The organism is Streptomyces sp. DSM 15324 (assembly GCF_001514285.1).
Classification (GTDB): domain Bacteria; phylum Actinomycetota; class Actinomycetes; order Streptomycetales; family Streptomycetaceae; genus Streptomyces.
This window is the reverse complement of record NZ_KQ949034.1, coordinates 92,098-107,844: the sequence shown is the minus strand read 5'-3', so window position 1 is coordinate 107,844 and position 15,747 is coordinate 92,098. Positions and strand designations below refer to the sequence as shown.

Here is a 15,747-nt window from a genome sequence, read left to right as displayed (position 1 = left end):
TCACCCCCGCACCGACCCCTCCCCCCACGCCCACCCCCCGCACCACCGCCCTCCACTGGTACGCCGCCGTAGCCGAGCGGGCGCTCGTCGCCGTGATGGAATCCGGGATCGACCAGGACGACCGGCGGCGTCCCACCTCCGCCCAGCCGGCGGTGGCCCACGCGGCGTACGTGCGGGGCGTACCGGCCTTTCCGGGGCCCCGGGAGGCCTTCGTGTGGGTCGACGCGGAGCTGGCGAACATCGTCGCCCTGGTCGGGCCTGCCTCGGCCGAGGGCGGTGCCGCAGAGGACGACGCCGCGCTCGTCTCCACCCTCCTGCGGCTCCTCCTCCCCTGCCTCCAGCGCCGGGGGCGGGTCGCCGAGATGGAGGTGCTCGGGCGGGTCGCGCTGGGCACGGCCCGGCGGCTCGGGGACGCGACGGCGGAGGCGTACGCCCTCGGTGACCTCGCCGGTCTGCACTTCCTGACCGGCCGGCTCCAGGACGCGCTCGCCCTCAACGGCCGTGCCCTGACCATCTGGCGGCGGCTCGGCCGGCTCTCCTGGATCCGACGGTGCCTCAACAACCGGGGGCTGCTGCTGGAGAGCCTCGGCCGTTACGAGGAGTCCGGCGACGCCCTGCGCGAGAGCCTCGGGTACTCGCGCCGGCTGAACGACCCGCACGGCGAGGCCGTCACCCTCAGCCACCTCGGCAACCTGTACGAGCACACCGACCCGCGCGCCGCCATCGAGCAGCACCGCCTCTCACTGGCCCTCGGGCACCGGATCGGCGCCGTGATCGTGCGGCACTCGGCGCACTGCAACATCGGCTACGCGCATCTCTCCCTCGGTGAACCGGCCGCCGCCCTGCCGCACTTCGAGGAGAGCCTGCGCATCCTCGGCGGCCACAGCGACTGGCACGGCGAGTCACAGACCCGGCTGGGGCTGGTCCGCACGCTGCGCCTGCTGGGCCGGCCCGGACCCGCCGCGGGGGAGTGCGCCGAACTCCTGCGCCGCGCCGACGCCCGCGCCGACCGCTACACCGGCGGCCTCGCCCGGCACCAGCAGGGTCTGCTGCTGTACGAGCAGGGCCGCACCGACGAGGCGCGCGCCCTGTGGCGGGCGGCCCTGGAGGCGCTGGACGCAACGGACGAGACCGCCGTCGTGGCCGAGATCGAGGGGCTGCTCGGCCGGCCGGGGTGATCACTTCGCGTCGGCATAGCACTCCACCACCGCCGTGGTGAACGGGAACCGCACCGGCGTCTCGCCGAACGTCAGCCGCCCCGCGAGGCCGGCCGCCTCCCGGATCGCGGCGACGACCGCCGCCGCCTCCTCCTCGGGACAGTGCACGATCACCTCGTCGTGCTGGAAGAAGACCAGCTCGGCCGCCATGTCCGCGCAGGTCCGGCGCAGCGCGGCGAGCATCAGCAGCGCCCAGTCGGCGGCACTGCCCTGGACGACGAAGTTGCGGGCGAAGCGGCCACGCGCGCGTGCGTCGGAGGAGGCGTACCCCGGCACCCAGGGCCGGCCCTCCTGCGGTTCCGCGCCCTCGGCCGGGGGGACGGGCTCGACCGGGATGCCGGCCTCGTCCGTGCCCGTGTCGCCCGTGTCGCCCGCGCCGGCCGCCGGTGGGCAGGTCCGGCCCAGCCAGGTCCGCACGAGCCGGCCCTCCTCGCCGGCCTTGGCCGCCTCGTCGACGTAGGCCACCGCGCGCGGGAAGCGGCGGCGGAGCGCGGCGAGGTGTTTCAGGCCGTCGCCGGAGGTCTGGCCGTAGACCGCGCCGAGCACGGCGAGTTTCGCCTGGTCGCGGTCGCCGGAGAAGGCGCGGTCGGAGACGGACTGGTAGAGGTCGCTCTCCTGGCCGGCGACCTCCATCAGGCCGGGGTCGCGGGAGATCGCCGCGAGGACCCTGGGTTCCATCTGGTCGGCGTCGGCGACGACCAGCCGCCAGCCGGGGTCGGCGACCACGGCACGCCGGATGACCTTGGGGATCTGGAGAGCGCCCCCGCCGTTGGTGACCCAGCGGCCGGTGACCGTGCCGTGCGCCAGGAACTCGGGGCGGAAGCGGCCCTCGCGGACCCAGTCGTGCAGCCAGGACCAGCCGTGGGCGACCCAGATGCGGTACAGCTTCTTGTACTCGATGAGCGGTTTCACCGCCGGATGGTCGAGGGACTGCAACTCCCAGCGGCGGGTCGACCTCACCCGGATCCCGGCCTGCCCGAACGCCTTGATCACATCGGCGGGCAGATCGGGGCGGACCCGTCGGCCGAACGCGGTGGACACCTCGTCGGCCAGCTCGGCCAGCCGACGGGGCTCGCCGCCGCCCGCGTAGCGCTCGCCGAGCAGGTCGTGGAGCACCGCGCGGTGCACCTCGGCGCTCCACGGCAGACCCGCGCGGTTCATCTCGGCGGCCACCAGCATCCCCGCCGACTCGGCCGCCGTCAGCAGCCGCATCCGGTCGGGGTGCTCCGCGCGCGCGTGCCGCCGCTGCTGTTCGGCGTAGACCTCGGCGAGGTCGGTCAGCGGCAGGGCGGCGGCCTGGACCGACCGGGGCTCGAACAGCGAGGGCTGGGCCTGGGCGCCGGGTGCGGCGGAGCGCTGCGGCGGGTCCGGCGGTACGGGGCCGCCGCGCAGCCGTGCGAGGGCGGCGGCGGCCGAGCGGGGTTCGCCGTACCGTCCCTCGTGGCCGAGGAGGAGGGTCTCGGCGTCCTCCACGTCGTAGCACCGCTCGACTCGCACCCCTGTGGCGAGCAGGCGCGGGTAGACCTCGGCCGTGGAACGCCAGACCCAGCGGGTGACGCCGGGCCGCTCGCGGACGGCCCGGGCGAGATCCGCCTCCCGCAGCACCGGCCCGGCGGGCAGCCCGTCCGGGCCGAGGGGGGCGAGCTCCGCGCCACCGTCCTCGGCCGGGGCGAGGGCCCACCGCTCGGTCATACGGCGAGTGTCGCAGCAGGCTCTGACAATCGGCCCCGTGCCGCCCGTGCCGCCCGCCGGCCGGTCCTCAGTCCTGCTCGGGCAGGCCCACCGTGAGCTGGGCCAGGGCCTGGGTGATCCATCCTTCGACGGCGGGCTTGCCGATGCCCAGGTCGGACAGGACGCCCGTGCCGTTCTCGAACTCCAGCAGGGCCAGCAGGATGTGCTCGGTGCCGACGTAGTTGTGGCCGAGGCGGAGTGCCTCGCGGAAGGTGAGCTCCAGGACCTTCTTGGCGTCGGAGCCGTAGGGGATGAGCTCCGGGACCTCCTCGGCGGCCGGCGGCAGCGCGGCGCCGGCGGTCTGGCGCACGGTGTCCAGGAGGACCCCCTGCGCGGTGATCGCCTTGGCGGCCAGTCCCTCCGGTTCGGCCAGCAGGCCGAGCACCAGGTGCTCCGGGCGGCCCTCGGTGGTGCGGGCGGCGACGGCCTCGTTGTGGGCGGCCACCACGACGTTGCGGGCCCGGGGGGTGAAGCGGCTGAAACCCTGGTTGGGGTCGAGGTCGGCCGACTCCTTGGGCACGAAGCGTTTCTGCGCGGCCTGCCGGGTGACCCCCATGCTCCGGCCGATGTCCGTCCAGGAGGCGCCCGAGCGCCGCGCCTGGTCGACGAAGTGCCCGATCAGATGGTCGGCCACCTCGCCGAGGTGATCGGCGGCGATCACCGCGTCCTGGAGCTGGTCGAGCGGTTCGGGATGAACCTTCTTGATGGCCGCGATGAGGTCGTCGAGCCGTACGGATGACGTGATGGTGGGGTTCGTCGTCATGCGTCAACCGTAAGTTGACACCCCCGAGGTGTCAACCGCGGGTTGTCAGCAACGGCCCCCGTCCTCCGCCCTCGTCGTCCGCGCCCGTCGTCCGCACCCGCCCCCCGTGTCCGCCCCTCCGCGCCCGTTCTCCGCACCCGCCCCGGCGTCCCTCCTCCGCGCCCGCCCCTCCGTGTCTGCCCCTCTGAGCCCCCCTGCGAGCCCGCCCCTGCGAGCCCGCCCCTGCGAGCCCGCCCCTCCGCGCCCGCCCCTGCGAGCCCGCCCCTCCGCGCCCGCCTCTCCGAGTCCGTCCTCCGCGCCCGCCCTCCGTATCCGCCCCCGCATCCGTCCTCCGTATCCACCCTCCCCGCGCGCGTGACACGATCGACCGGTGAGCAGCACCGTCGACACCGCCTTCCGGACCGCCCTCTACGACGCCGTGGACACCGCCCTCGACACCGGCGCCTCCCTCCTCGCCGCCGACCCCTCCGCCGACGCCGAACTCGACCGGCGCGGCCGGGAGTTCGTGGCGGGCGCCTGGCAGCGCGGCTGGCAGCCCGCCGATCTCGTACGGTTCGTGCGGCGGGAGCTGGAGGACGTCCACGTGCGCGTGCTGGCCGCGCTGATCCGCGCGCAGGCACCGGACGACAAGGCGCGCGGCCCCCGCTGGACCGCCCAGCTCACCGAGCTGCCCGCCGAGGCCCCGGCCCGCGCCGACCGCTTCTCGTACGCCACCACGGTCCTGGAGCTCTACCGGCTCCTGCTGCGCCTGCCGTCCCTGGAACCCCTCCAGGAGCCCCGGCCGGCACCCGGCCGGCGCTCCGACTCCCGCATGCTCACCCGGATCCGCGCGCTGCTCGCCAAGGCGGAGGCCACCGGCTATCCGGAGGAGGCGGAGGCGCTCACCGCGAAGGCGCAGGAGCTGATGGCCCGGCACAGTGTCGACGAGGCGCTGCTCGACGCGGCGGCCCCCGACCCGGACGCGCCCGCCGCCTGCCGGATCGGGGTCGAGCCGCCGTACGAGCAGGCCAAGGCGATGCTGCTGGACGCGGTCGCGTCCGCCAACCACTGCCGGGCCGTCTGGAACGAACCTTTCTGCTTCTCCACGGTCGTCGGCTTCGAGGCCGATCTGGTGGCGGTGGAGCTGCTCCACAGCTCGCTGCTGGTGCAGGCGCAGTCGGCGATGGTGAAGGCGGAGGCCGCGCAGCGGGCCGGCGGACGCAGGCGGACCAAGACCTTCCGGCAGTCCTTCCTCGCCGCGTACGCCCATCGGGTCGGGACGCGGCTCGCCGAGGTCGCGGCCGCCACCGAGAACGCCGCGGGCGAGGACCTGCTCCCGGTCCTCGCCACCCGGGAGGTCGCCGTCACGGCCGCCACCGACCGCATGTTCCCCGAGACGGTCACCACGAGGCTGCGCGGCGTCACCGACGAGGCGGGCTGGACCGAGGGGGCCGAGGCCGCCGACCGGGCGCAGGTCGCCGCCCGGCCGCGGCTGCCGTGAGGCGGGTCAGTCGCCGGCCTGCGTGAAGGCGCCCACCGAGGCGTCCGGCGCGCCCGCGGTCTTCAGCGAGACGTCGCCGTAGGACCACGGGAAGCTCTCGGTCCTGTCGGAGCCCGGCAGGCTGAACTTCGCCGTCTTCACGGCGAGGCTCTTGTCGCCGCTCTCGCCGCGGACGTAGGTGATCGTGAAGGTGACCGTGCCCTGTTCCGGGACGGTCACCTTCTGCTTCTGGGCGGCCGGGTCCTGCGGCACGCTCGTCGGGTCGCCGCCGGCGGAGAGACCGACGGCGGGGAAGCCGTCCAGGGTGCACTCGGCGCCCTTGTTGGTGAGGGTGACGGTGACGTTGCCGGTGTCCCCGGCGGCCGGGGCGGCGTCGACCGGGCCGACCTCCCGGCCCAGGCCGTCGAAGGTGCAGGCGGAACCGGCGGCCGCGCCGGCGGACGCGGAGGCCTTGCTCCCGCTGTCGTCCGAGCCGCTGTCGTCGCCGCCGGAACAGGCGGTGAGCAGCAGGGCCGCGGTGAGGGCGGTGAGGGTGATCGGAACGGCGCGCATGAGAGGTCCCCTGAGGTGTGTGGCGGTGCTGGAAGGATCATCACGTACGCGCGCGGCACCTCGCCGCGCGCCCCCACCCGGGCCCGCACTCCCCGGGTGCCGTGCGCGCCGACCGCTCGCTCAGGAACCGGCCCCGGCCGTCGGCAGCCCCGGGGGCAGTTTGCCGTCCTCGGCCTTGGTGAACGTCTCCTTGCCCGCCGCGCCCGACCAGGTCACCTTCAGGGTGTCGCCGTCGACCGAGTCGACCATGCCGGTCGTCCGGTCCTTGGAGCCGGTGGGGCACTTGAGGTAGATCATCTGCATCCCGGCCGACGCGACGGCGGTCCCGCTGCACACGGTCCCGCCGGTGGCGAACAGGGCGGCCTGCTTCCCGGTGACGATCAGCGCGACGGACTCGCCGTCCGCCGTGGCCAGCCAGTTGCCCTCCAGGCCGTTCGACGCGGAGGCCGTGGCGCCGCCCGAGGTGCCGGTGGCCCCGCCGGTGTCGGCGGTCGCCGTGGCGGGGGCCGCCGACGGGATCGCCGAGGAGCCGTCGTCGTCGGACCCGCCGCCGCACCCGGTGAGCGCGAGCGCGCCCGCCAGTGCCGCCACGGCCGCCACGGCCCGAACCGGCCGACGGGACGCGCCGCGCGCGTAGATCGCCGAAGTCACTGCAAGCTCCCAAGCTGTCGCCGGCCGGGCCGGAGGGGAAGGACCGCAGCAAGCTACCAGCAGCCCCGCCCGAAACCCCGGGGACGGCCGGTGACCGCCCGGCACCCGCCTGTGGCGCCGCCGCGCCGGCCCTACCAGGAAGCCTTGCGCACCCCCGGCAGACACCCGGCGTGCGCCTGCTCCCGCAGGCCCAGCCGGGACAGTCCGAACGCCCGGAAGTAACCGCGCGGACGCCCGTCCACCTGGTCCCGGTTGCGTACGCGCGTGGCGCTCGCGTCCCTCGGCTGGCGGCCGAGTTCCCGCCGGGCGGCCAGCCGTTCGGCCTCCGTCGCGGAGGGCCGCCGCAGGATCTCCTTCAGCTCGGCCCGCCGTGCGGCGTACCGGGCCACGGTCTCCCGCCGCTGCTCGTTCTTCGCGATCTTGCTCTTCTTCGCCATCGGACCCTCAGCTCCTTCAGACCCGGATGCCACGGGCGCGGATCCGCGCCACCGCCGCCTCGACGCCGATCGCGTCGACCGTCTTGATGCCGCGCGCGCTCAGCCGCAGCCGTACCCGGCGCCCCTCGCTGGGCAGCCAGTACCGCTTGGACTGGACGTTGGGGTCGAAACGGCGGGACGTCCGCCGGTGGGAGTGCGAGATCCGGTTGCCGAACCCGGGCTGCGCCCCGGTCAGCATGCAGTGCGCGGACATGGGTGACGCACCTCTCTCTGCCAGCTATCGCTAATGGATGTCATTTTCAGTAAGATACCAGCATGGCACGCAACGAACTCCGCCCGGTCGTCAAGCTCCGGTCCACGGCGGGGACCGGCTTCACGTACGTCACCCGCAAGAACCGCCGCAACGACCCGGACCGTATGACCCTCAGGAAGTACGACCCGGTCGCCGGCCGCCACGTCGACTTCCGAGAGGAGCGCTGACCATGCGCGCGTCGATCCACCCGCCCTACGGCCCGGTCGTCTTCCGGGACCGTGCCGCGGACTACGCCTTCCTCACCCGGTCCACCCTGGCGGCCACCGCCGGCGAGCGGACGATCGAGTGGGAGGACGGCCGCACCTACCCGGTCGTCGACGTCGAGATCTCGGACGTCAGCCACCCCTTCTACACCGGCACCGCCCGCGTCCTGGACACCGCCGGCCGCGTCGAGCGCTTCGAGCGCCGGTACGGGAAGCGGGGCGGTTCGTGAGCCTGTCCGTCGTGGTCGTCGGCGGGCTGCACGCCGACGCCCGCCGGGCGACGGTGGCCCGCCTGCTCGCCGAGGTGCCGGACGGCGTCGTCCTCCACCACGACCTGGCGACGGCCGCCGCCGGCACGGTCGTACGGACCGTCCGCGACGCCCGCGGAGTCCGCTCCGCCGGCGAGACGCCCCTGATCGACGACTGCGCCTGCTGCGCGCTGCGCGAGGACCTGGTCCCCGAACTGCGCCGGCTGGAGGACGACGGCGGCACCCGGCTCGCGATCGTCGAGCTGTGGGACTCCGTCGAGCCCAAGGCCATGACCGAGGTGGTGGCGGCCGGCGGCCTCACCGTCACCCAGGTGATCACCGCCGTCGACCCGGCGCTGCTGCTGCCGTACCTCGGCAACGGCGACGACCTCGCCGACGTGGGCCTCGCCGCGGCCGCCACCGACCGGCGGACCGTCGCCGACACCTTCGCCCGGCAGCTGGAGTACGCCCCCGTGCTGGCCGTCGTCGACTCCCCGGAGGCCGACGACGAGGACCGGGAGCTGCTCGCCCAGCTGCACCCGACCGCCCGCCGGATCCCCGTTCCGCGGGAGTCCGACCGGGCGGCGGATGCATCCGCACGTGCATATGCATCCGGCACTTCTTCCCTCCCGTCCGCCCTGGCGGCGGCCGCCCTCGCCGGTTTCGACGTCGAGGCGGCCGCCGCCGCACAGCACCCCGCCTGCGCGCTGCTCCCCGCCGAGGCCGACGCGCACGGGGTCGCCACCCTCGTGTGGCACCGCGACCGCCCGTTCCACCCGGAGCGGCTGTACGCGGCGCTGGAGGACCTGACGTGCGCCGCCGCCCGCAGCCGGGGCCGGTTCTGGCTCGCCGACAGGCCCGACGTGCTGCTGCACTGGGACGCGGCGGGCGGCGCCCTGTGTGTGGAGCCGGCGGGCCCGTGGCTCGCCGCGCTCCCGGACGCGGCCTGGGACCTGGTGCCGCCGGTGCGCCGGGCCGCCGCCGCGCTGGACTGGCACCCCGAGCACGGCGACTGCTGTCAGCACCTGGTCTTCACGTCCCCCGGCCTCGACCGAGACGGGCTCGAACGGCTGCTGGAGACCTGTCTGCTCACCGACGCCGAGTACGCCGGCGGCCGCGACGCCTGGAAGCGGCTGCCGCCCGCCTTCGACACCCTCCTGGAGGTCTGACCCCGTGCCCCGCAAGGCCGACCGCAAGCCCGCGAAGCCCCGCCCCAACCCCCTGGACCGGGCGGGTGTCGTCTCCATCGACTACAAGGACACCGACCTGCTGCGGGCGTTCCTGTCCGACCGCGGCAAGATCCGCGGCCGGCGGGTCACCCGGGTCTCCGCCCAGCAGCAGCGACTGCTGGCCCGCGCGATCAAGAACGCCCGCGAGATGGCCCTGTTGCCGTACGGCAGCCGCTGAGCCCGAGACGCTCGTCATCGTCCGAGGGAAACCGGTCGACCCGTCCAGACCGGCCGGACATCGCCCCTCCCGCGCCTCGGACGTCCGGCCGAGGCGCGGGGGTTCTCCCGTCCGACCGGATTCGCCCCTGTGCACGACCGTGAGGGTCGTGCACAGGGGCGAGTGCTTTCCCCGCCCCTGTGCACGGGGCAGGGGCCATTTCCGGATCCTCCGGGCGGGACCCGCGGAACCCCCACGTCCGGAGGTGCGTCCACCGGATGGACCGGAGTGCTCGCGTCCGCCTTCCGGGACCGCCCGAAACGGGGAAAACGGTGCTGGTCAGGGGGGTCGAGGGAACAGGACGGGCGCGGCGAGCGTCTGTCCCTAGTGCACGAGTGGTTCGATCCGGACTACTTTCCGGCCCGGGTAAAGCAGGCGTCAAAGCTGTAACCGTGCCACCACCCCTCGTGCACGTGCATCTGCTCATGCAACTGCACATGAACGGGGTTATGATCCGGGACAGTTGACCACCGCACCAATGGCCACACGAGCCAGTGCACCACCAGGGAGCGACCTGTGGACCACCACGTTGACGGGGGGCACGACGTGTACAACGGCATGACGGCCACACAGCTGTACGGGGTTGCCTGGCAGAAGAGCCGGCACAGCAACTCGCAGGGGTCCTGCGTGGAGTTCGCGCGACTGCCCGGCGGGGACGTGGCCGTGCGCAACTCGCGCTTCCCGGACGGCCCCGCGCTCGTCTACACGCGCGCCGAGATCGAGGCGATGCTGCTGGGCATCAAGGACGGCGAGTTCGACCACCTCGTCGCGAGCTGACGCCCCGCCGCTCACGCCGCGGGGCCGGACCGCGTCCAGCGGGAGCAACGCGCGTAGAACCGCGGCGCCGAAGAGCGCCGCGGGTCCGTCACCGAGTGGGCGTGTGCAGCCGGAACAGCGCCCAGACCACCTTGCCGCCGAGGCCGCCCGACAACGGGTGCCAGCCCCAGCCGTCGGCGAAGGAGTCGACGAGGAACAGCCCCCGGCCCGACTCCGCCGAGAAGTCCTCGCCCTCCTGGGGCAGCGGGCTGTCGTGACTGGGATCGCGCACCGCGCACACCAGCCGCTCGGTCCACCGCAGCAGATGCAGCCGCACCGACGGGCCCCGATCGGCCGGCAGCGGGGCGGCCTCGGGCAGCCCGTGCCGCAGCGCGTTGGTCACCAGCTCGGAGACGACCAGACAGACGTCGTCGAAGCGGTCGCCCACGTCCCACTGGCCCAGGGTCCTCCTGGTGAACTGGCGGGCCTCGCGCACCGCTTCGAAGCGGGCGGGCAGTGCGCAGGACGCGGCGTTGGACACGGCCGCGGGATCAAGCGGCGGAAGGCCCTGCCGTAACGGCTCGAGCATGGTCGATCCATTCGTCCCCATGCGAGGCACTCCCCGGATTCGCGGTCGTTGCGATGCAGCGGTGGCGCGGGACCATGTTTTCGGATGCGCACGGCGGATGCAAGGGCAGATGCACGTGCACGTGACCGAAATGGACCCGCCCGTACCGCTTCTTGGCCATTTTTTCCGCCATCTTCTCGTCGTCCGGGGCCCGTTCCCGTGCTTTTTCCTCACCCCTCCCTTGCGTAGCTCTGTGCGTATCCTTTGGCTTCTTTCCATCTCTGTAATCGGACGAGTACTGCTCGAAGTGTTTTAGTGGCAGACTGCGGGCGCAGAGGACCGTAGGGGAGGCTGGCGAACGTGAGCGCGGGAGAGCCCGGATCGGTGGTGCGGCGGATGCTGCTCGGCTCGCAACTACGGCGACTGCGTGAGGCGCGCGGCATCACGCGGGAAGCGGCGGGTTACCACATCCGGGCGTCGGAATCGAAGATCAGCCGGATGGAACTGGGCCGGGTGAGCTTCAAGACCCGCGACGTCGAGGACCTGTTGACGCTGTACGGCATCACGGACGACATGGAGCGCCAGGCTCTCGTCGGACTCGCCCGCGAGGCCAATGTGGCCGGCTGGTGGCACAGTTACTCGGACGTCCTGCCCAACTGGTTCCCCACCTACGTCGGCCTGGAGGGCGCGGCCTCGCTGATCCGCGTCTACGAGGTGCAGTTCGTGCACGGTCTGCTCCAGACCGAGGCCTACGCCCACGCCGTCGTGTCCCGGGGAATGAGGGGCGCGAGCGCCGCCGACATCGACCGGCGCGTGGCGCTGCGCCTGGAACGGCAGAAGTACCTCGTCGCCGAGAACGCGCCCGACCTGCACATCGTCCTCGACGAGGCCGCCCTGCGCCGGCCCTACGGCGACCGCGAGGTGATGCGTGGCCAGCTCCAGCACCTGATCGAGATCTCCGAGCGGCCCAACGTACGGCTCCAGATCATGCCGTTCAGCTTCGGCGGGCACTCCGGCGAGTCCGGCTCCTTCACCATCCTCGGCTTCCCGGAGTCCGACCTGAAGGAGGTCGTCTACCTGGAGCAGCTCACCAGCGCCCTCTACCTCGACAAGCACGAGGACGTCGCCCAGTACGAGCACGCGCTGAAGGAGCTCCAGCAGGACAGCCCCGGACCCGACGAGAGCCGGGACCTGCTGCGTGGCCTGATCCAGCTGTCGTAGGCGGCTCGCCTGGCCGGTTCCCGAGGGTTTCCCCCCGGGAATTCGGGGAAGGACCCAACCCCCTTGAAACACACGTACGATGACGCGTGATCAGATCGTGACGTCGATCACAGCAGGGGATTGAGGGATCACATGTCGTCCTACTTCACGGACCTGGCGCAGCAGTACATCGACGGTAAGTGGCGTCCGGGGACGGGGTCCTGGGACATCATCGACTTCAACCCCTACGACGGCGAGAAGCTCGCCTCGATCACCATCGCCACCGTCGACGAGATCGACGAGGCCTACCGCGCCGCCGCCCGCGCCCAGAAGGAGTGGGCCGAGACCAACGCCTACGCCCGCCGCGCGATATTCGAGAAGGCGCTGCGCCTGGTCGAGGAGCGCGAGCAGGAGATCGCCGACGTCATCATCGCCGAGCTGGGCGGCACCCGGCTGAAGGCCGCCTTCGAACTCCACCTCGTCAAGGAGTTCCTGCGGGAATCGGTCACTCTGGTGCTGCGCCCCGAGGGCAGGATCATCCCGTCGCCGGTCGACGGCAAGGAGAACCGCCTCTACCGGGTGCCGGTCGGCGTCGTGGGCGTGATCAGCCCCTTCAACTTCCCGTTCCTGCTGTCCGTGAAGTCGGTCGCCCCGGCCCTGGCGGTCGGCAACGCCGTGGTGCTCAAGCCGCACCAGAACACCCCGATCGCCGGCGGCACCCTGGTCGCCAAGCTGTTCGAGGACGCCGGGCTCCCCGCCGGTCTGCTGAACGTCGTCGTCACCGACGTCGCGGAGATCGGCGACGCGTTCCTGGAGCACCCGGTCCCGCGGGTGATCTCCTTCACCGGCTCCGACAAGGTCGGCCGCCACGTGGCCACCGTCTGCGCCTCGCACTTCAAGCGCTCCGTCCTCGAACTGGGCGGCAACAGCGCGATCGTGGTCCTCGACGACGCGGACGTCGACTACGCCGTCGACGCGGCCGTCTTCAGCCGTTACGTCCACCAGGGCCAGGTCTGCATGGCCGCCAACCGCGTCCTGGTCGACCGTTCGCTCGCCGACGAGTTCACCGAGAAGTTCGTCGCCAAGGTGCGCGGTCTCAAGGTCGGCGACCCCCGCGACCCGGAGACCGTCATCGGCCCGGTGATCAACTCCCAGCAGGCGGAGTCGCTCACCTCGGTCGTCCAGCAGGCGCTCGCCGAGGGCGCGACGGCCCTGCTGCACGGCACGGCCGAGGGCAACCTCGTCCGGCCGTCCGTCCTGACCGGGCTGCCCGCCGACTCCGCCCTGCTCCGGCAGGAGGTCTTCGGCCCCGTCGCCTTCCTCGTCCCCTTCGACGGCGAGGAGGAGGCGCTGCGCCTGGTCAACGACACCCCGTACGGCCTCAGCGGCGCGGTTCACACCGGCAGCACGGAGCGGGGCGTCGCCTTCGCCAAGCAGGTCGACAGCGGCATGTTCCACGTGAACGACGGCACCATCCACGACGAGCCGATCGTGCCCTTCGGCGGCGAGAAGCACTCCGGCGTCGGACGCCTGAACGGCGAGACGACCCTGGAGTCCTTCACCACCACCAAGTGGATCTCGGTGCAGCACGGCCGCAGCCGCTTCCCCTTCTGAGCCGAGTGCCGGCCCACGGGCCCCGGGCCGATAGCCCGGGCCCCATGTCGGCGATCCGTCTTCTCATGCGGCGCCGTGCGAGCACGAGCCGGCCCCCTCCCCGGCCGGCGGCCCGCCCCGCGCCGAGGCCGTGACCCTGCTCTAATGGTGGAAGCCGGCTGCCGCGTTCTTGTCCCGTTCCAGCGGGCCCGACTGGCGGCGCAGTTCCGGCAGGAGCCGGGTGAGGTCGTCCACGAACAGGTCCGCGAGGTCCTCGGAGAAGCCGTTGCGGCACACCACCCGCAGCACGGACAGGTCCTCCCGGTGGGGCGGGAAGGTGTACGCCGGGAGCAGCCAGCCGCTCTCCCGCATCCGCCTCGACACGTCGAACACGTCGAACGAGGTGACGTCCGGCGCCGTCGTGAAGGCGAAGACGGGCAGCTCGTCGCCCCGGGTGAGCAGCCGGAAGTCACCGAGGGCCTCCACCCTGTCGGCGATGCCGCGGGCCACGTCCCGGGTGGTCTGCTGCACCGTCCTGAAGCCCGCCCGGCCCAGCCGGACCAGCGTGTAGTACTGGGCGACCACCTGGGCGCCGGGCCGGGAGAAGTTCAGCGCGAACGTCGGCATGTCGCCGCCCAGGTAGTTGACCCGGAACACCAGTTCCTCGGGCAGCGCCTCCTTGTCGCGCCACAGCGCCCAGCCGACGCCGGGGTAGACCAGCCCGTACTTGTGTCCGGAGGTGTTGATCGACGCCACCCGCGGGAGGCGGAAGTCCCAGACCAGGTCCTCGTCGAGGAAGGGGGCGATCATCGCGCCGGACGCGCCGTCCACATGGACCGGGACGTCGAGGCCGGTGCGCTCCTGGAGGGCGTCCAGGGCCGCGCACAGCTCGGCGATCGGCTCGTACGACCCGTCGAAGGTGGAGCCCAGGATGCCGACGACCCCGATGGTGTTCTCGTCGCACCGGTCGGCTGCGGCCTGCGGGTCCAGGTGGTAGCGCTCGCCCTCCATGGGGATCAGCCGGGGCTCGACCTCCCAGTAGTTGCAGAACTTCTCCCAGCAGACCTGGACGTTGACGCCCATCACCAGGTTGGGCCGGGCCCGGGAATCGGGATGGCGCTTGCTCCAGCGGCGCTTGAGCGCCATCCCGGCCAGCATGCACGCCTCGCTGGACCCGGTTGTCGAACAGCCCACGGCCGTGGACGGGTCCGGCGCGTTCCACAGGTCGGCGAGCATCGCCACACAGCGCCGCTCCAGCTCGGCGGTGCGCGGGTACTCGTCCTTGTCGATCATGTTCTTGTCGCGGCACTCCGCCATCAGCACCCCGGCCTGCGGCTCCATCCAGGTGGTGACGAAGGTCGCCAGGTTGAGCCGGGAGTTGCCGTCCAGCATCAGCTCGTCGTGCACCAGCTCGTAGGCGGCCATCGGCGCCAGCGGGTTGTCGGGCAGCCGGTGCTTGGGCGGTGCCTCGGTCATGCCGCTGACCGGGTTGGCCTCGCCGTAGAACGGGTTCAGGGACAGCGGGCGCTCGTCGGGCTTCTCGGGACCTTTGTGCAACGCCATGGGGGCCTCCTGAAAGGGCGAACGGGTGGCGGCGGACCGGAGTTCCGTCCGCACCGGAGGGCGGCGCCCGGACGGGCACTCGGCGGCCCGGGCCCACGGGCCCACCATAAGCGGACGAAACGGGCACGACATCCGGGCGGGTGACAGCCTGTGACGGGACGCCGGCCCGGCCCCGCGCCCCGGGCTTGCACCTCACCCGACGTGAGGGCCCACCGTGGAACCCGAACGGACGCACACGGAAGGAGCGGAGGACGTGAGCTACTCCGTGGGACAGGTGGCCGGATTCGCCGGCATCACGGTGCGCACCCTGCACCACTACGACGAGATCGGCCTGCTCGTGCCCGGCGGCCGCAGCCACGCGGGCCACCGGCGCTACGACGACACCGACCTCGACCGGCTCCAGCAGATCCTGTTCTACCGAGAGCTCGGCTTCCCGCTCGAAGAGGTCGCCGCCCTGCTCGACGACCCGGCCGCGGACCCGCGGGCGCATCTGCGCCGGCAGCACGCCCTGCTGACCGCCCGGATCGAGAAGCTCCAGAAGATGGCGGCGGCCGTCGAACACGCCATGGAGGCACGCACGATGGGCATCGACCTCACACCCGAGGAGAAGTTCGAGGTCTTCGGCGACAAGGACCCCGAGCAGTACGCCGAGGAGGCGGAGGCGCGCTGGGGCGGCACCGAGACCTACGCCGAGTCGCAGCGCCGCGCCGCCCGCTACACCAAGGAGGACTGGAAACGCATCCAGGCCGAGGTCGACGCCTGGAACGAGCGGTACGCCGCCCTGATGGCCGCCGGGGAACCGCCCACCGGGGAGGCGGCCATGGACCTGGCCGAGGAGCACCGGCGCCACATCGGCACCTGGTACTTCGACTGCCCGTACGAGATGCACCGCGGCCTGGGGGAGATGTACGTCTCCGACGAGCGCTTCAAGGCGTTCTACGACTCCGTGCGGCCCGGCCTCGCCGAGCATCTGGAGGCGGCCATCCGGGCGAACGCGGACCGCCGGGGCTGACGCCCGCCCGGCCC

Annotated in this window: 18 protein-coding genes; 10 read left to right on the top strand and 8 right to left on the bottom strand. The window is 72.8% G+C overall.

What is annotated here, in order from left to right:
- On the top strand, nucleotides 1-1,178 hold a 1,178-nt coding region (locus AQJ58_RS31905), incomplete at its 5' end, for a tetratricopeptide repeat protein (RefSeq protein ID WP_159056354.1).
- Here AQJ58_RS31905 and AQJ58_RS31900 read toward each other — a convergent pair.
- Nucleotides 1,179-2,909 carry a bifunctional 3'-5' exonuclease/DNA polymerase gene (locus AQJ58_RS31900; RefSeq protein ID WP_067256459.1) on the bottom strand — a complete coding sequence of 577 codons (1,731 nt, stop codon included), beginning with the start codon at nucleotides 2,907-2,909 and terminating at the stop codon, nucleotides 1,179-1,181.
- 67 nt (nucleotides 2,910-2,976) lie between these two features.
- The gene (locus AQJ58_RS31895; protein ID WP_067256457.1) at nucleotides 2,977-3,711 is read right to left on the bottom strand and encodes a Clp protease N-terminal domain-containing protein; all 735 of its coding nucleotides are present in this window, start codon (nucleotides 3,709-3,711) and stop codon (nucleotides 2,977-2,979) included.
- 370 nt (nucleotides 3,712-4,081) lie between these two features.
- Here AQJ58_RS31895 and AQJ58_RS31890 point away from each other — a divergent pair, with 370 nt between their 5' ends.
- The gene (locus AQJ58_RS31890) at nucleotides 4,082-5,191 is read left to right on the top strand and encodes a DUF2786 domain-containing protein (protein WP_067256455.1); all 1,110 of its coding nucleotides are present in this window, start codon (nucleotides 4,082-4,084) and stop codon (nucleotides 5,189-5,191) included.
- 6 nt (nucleotides 5,192-5,197) lie between these two features.
- Here the strand turns inward: AQJ58_RS31890 and AQJ58_RS31885 are convergent, their stop codons facing one another.
- The 4 genes from AQJ58_RS31885 to rpmB form a co-directional block, all read right to left on the bottom strand.
- Nucleotides 5,198-5,743: a DUF4232 domain-containing protein gene (locus tag AQJ58_RS31885; RefSeq protein ID WP_067256453.1), complete on the bottom strand. Its 546-nt coding sequence runs from the start codon at nucleotides 5,741-5,743 to the stop codon at nucleotides 5,198-5,200.
- A 120-nt stretch (nucleotides 5,744-5,863) separates the two neighbouring features.
- Nucleotides 5,864-6,394 (bottom strand): hypothetical protein, encoded by a 531-nt coding sequence (locus AQJ58_RS31880; protein WP_067256451.1) that lies wholly within the window; start codon nucleotides 6,392-6,394, stop codon nucleotides 5,864-5,866.
- 131 nt (nucleotides 6,395-6,525) lie between these two features.
- A complete protein-coding gene (gene rpsN / locus AQJ58_RS31875; protein WP_067256450.1) occupies nucleotides 6,526-6,831 on the bottom strand; it encodes a 30S ribosomal protein S14 in 306 nt (101 codons plus the stop codon).
- Between the two features lie 16 nt (nucleotides 6,832-6,847).
- Nucleotides 6,848-7,084 (bottom strand): 50S ribosomal protein L28, encoded by a 237-nt coding sequence (rpmB, locus tag AQJ58_RS31870; protein ID WP_067256448.1) that lies wholly within the window; start codon nucleotides 7,082-7,084, stop codon nucleotides 6,848-6,850.
- A 62-nt stretch (nucleotides 7,085-7,146) separates the two neighbouring features.
- Between rpmB and rpmG the strand changes: the two genes are divergently transcribed.
- From rpmG to AQJ58_RS31845, 5 genes are all read left to right on the top strand, one after another.
- The gene (rpmG, locus tag AQJ58_RS31865) at nucleotides 7,147-7,311 is read left to right on the top strand and encodes a 50S ribosomal protein L33 (protein WP_037717627.1); all 165 of its coding nucleotides are present in this window, start codon (nucleotides 7,147-7,149) and stop codon (nucleotides 7,309-7,311) included.
- Between the two features lie 2 nt (nucleotides 7,312-7,313).
- Nucleotides 7,314-7,577, top strand: a complete 264-nt coding sequence (locus tag AQJ58_RS31860; protein ID WP_067256446.1) for a type B 50S ribosomal protein L31 — start codon at nucleotides 7,314-7,316, stop codon at nucleotides 7,575-7,577.
- Complete coding sequence (locus tag AQJ58_RS31855) at nucleotides 7,574-8,764, top strand: GTP-binding protein (protein WP_067256444.1); 1,191 nt, start codon at nucleotides 7,574-7,576, stop codon at nucleotides 8,762-8,764. The genes AQJ58_RS31860 and AQJ58_RS31855 overlap by 4 nt, the downstream gene beginning before the upstream one ends.
- A 4-nt stretch (nucleotides 8,765-8,768) precedes the next feature.
- Nucleotides 8,769-9,002, top strand: coding sequence for a 30S ribosomal protein S18 (gene rpsR, locus AQJ58_RS31850; RefSeq protein WP_067256441.1), 234 nt, complete (start codon nucleotides 8,769-8,771; stop codon nucleotides 9,000-9,002).
- A gap of 597 nt (nucleotides 9,003-9,599) precedes the next feature.
- A complete protein-coding gene (locus tag AQJ58_RS31845; RefSeq protein WP_067256736.1) occupies nucleotides 9,600-9,818 on the top strand; it encodes a DUF397 domain-containing protein in 219 nt (72 codons plus the stop codon).
- A gap of 88 nt (nucleotides 9,819-9,906) precedes the next feature.
- Here AQJ58_RS31845 and AQJ58_RS31840 read toward each other — a convergent pair whose 3' ends face one another.
- The gene (locus AQJ58_RS31840) at nucleotides 9,907-10,386 is read right to left on the bottom strand and encodes an ATP-binding protein (RefSeq protein ID WP_067256439.1); all 480 of its coding nucleotides are present in this window, start codon (nucleotides 10,384-10,386) and stop codon (nucleotides 9,907-9,909) included.
- A 375-nt stretch (nucleotides 10,387-10,761) separates the two neighbouring features.
- Between AQJ58_RS31840 and AQJ58_RS31835 the strand changes: the two genes are divergently transcribed.
- Both AQJ58_RS31835 and AQJ58_RS31830 read left to right on the top strand, forming a co-directional pair.
- On the top strand, nucleotides 10,762-11,586 hold the full coding sequence (locus tag AQJ58_RS31835) for a helix-turn-helix domain-containing protein (protein WP_067256734.1): 825 nt from the start codon (nucleotides 10,762-10,764) through the stop codon (nucleotides 11,584-11,586).
- Nucleotides 11,587-11,718: 132 nt separating this feature from the next.
- Nucleotides 11,719-13,179 carry an aldehyde dehydrogenase family protein gene (locus tag AQJ58_RS31830; protein WP_067256437.1) on the top strand — a complete coding sequence of 487 codons (1,461 nt, stop codon included), beginning with the start codon at nucleotides 11,719-11,721 and terminating at the stop codon, nucleotides 13,177-13,179.
- Nucleotides 13,180-13,320: 141 nt separating this feature from the next.
- Here AQJ58_RS31830 and AQJ58_RS31825 read toward each other — a convergent pair whose 3' ends face one another.
- Nucleotides 13,321-14,721 (bottom strand): glutamate decarboxylase, encoded by a 1,401-nt coding sequence (locus AQJ58_RS31825; RefSeq protein ID WP_067256435.1) that lies wholly within the window; start codon nucleotides 14,719-14,721, stop codon nucleotides 13,321-13,323.
- Between the two features lie 253 nt (nucleotides 14,722-14,974).
- Here AQJ58_RS31825 and AQJ58_RS31820 point away from each other — a divergent pair, with 253 nt between their 5' ends.
- Nucleotides 14,975-15,733 (top strand): MerR family transcriptional regulator, encoded by a 759-nt coding sequence (locus AQJ58_RS31820; RefSeq protein ID WP_067256732.1) that lies wholly within the window; start codon nucleotides 14,975-14,977, stop codon nucleotides 15,731-15,733.
- The last annotated feature ends 14 nt before the right edge of the window (nucleotides 15,734-15,747 follow it).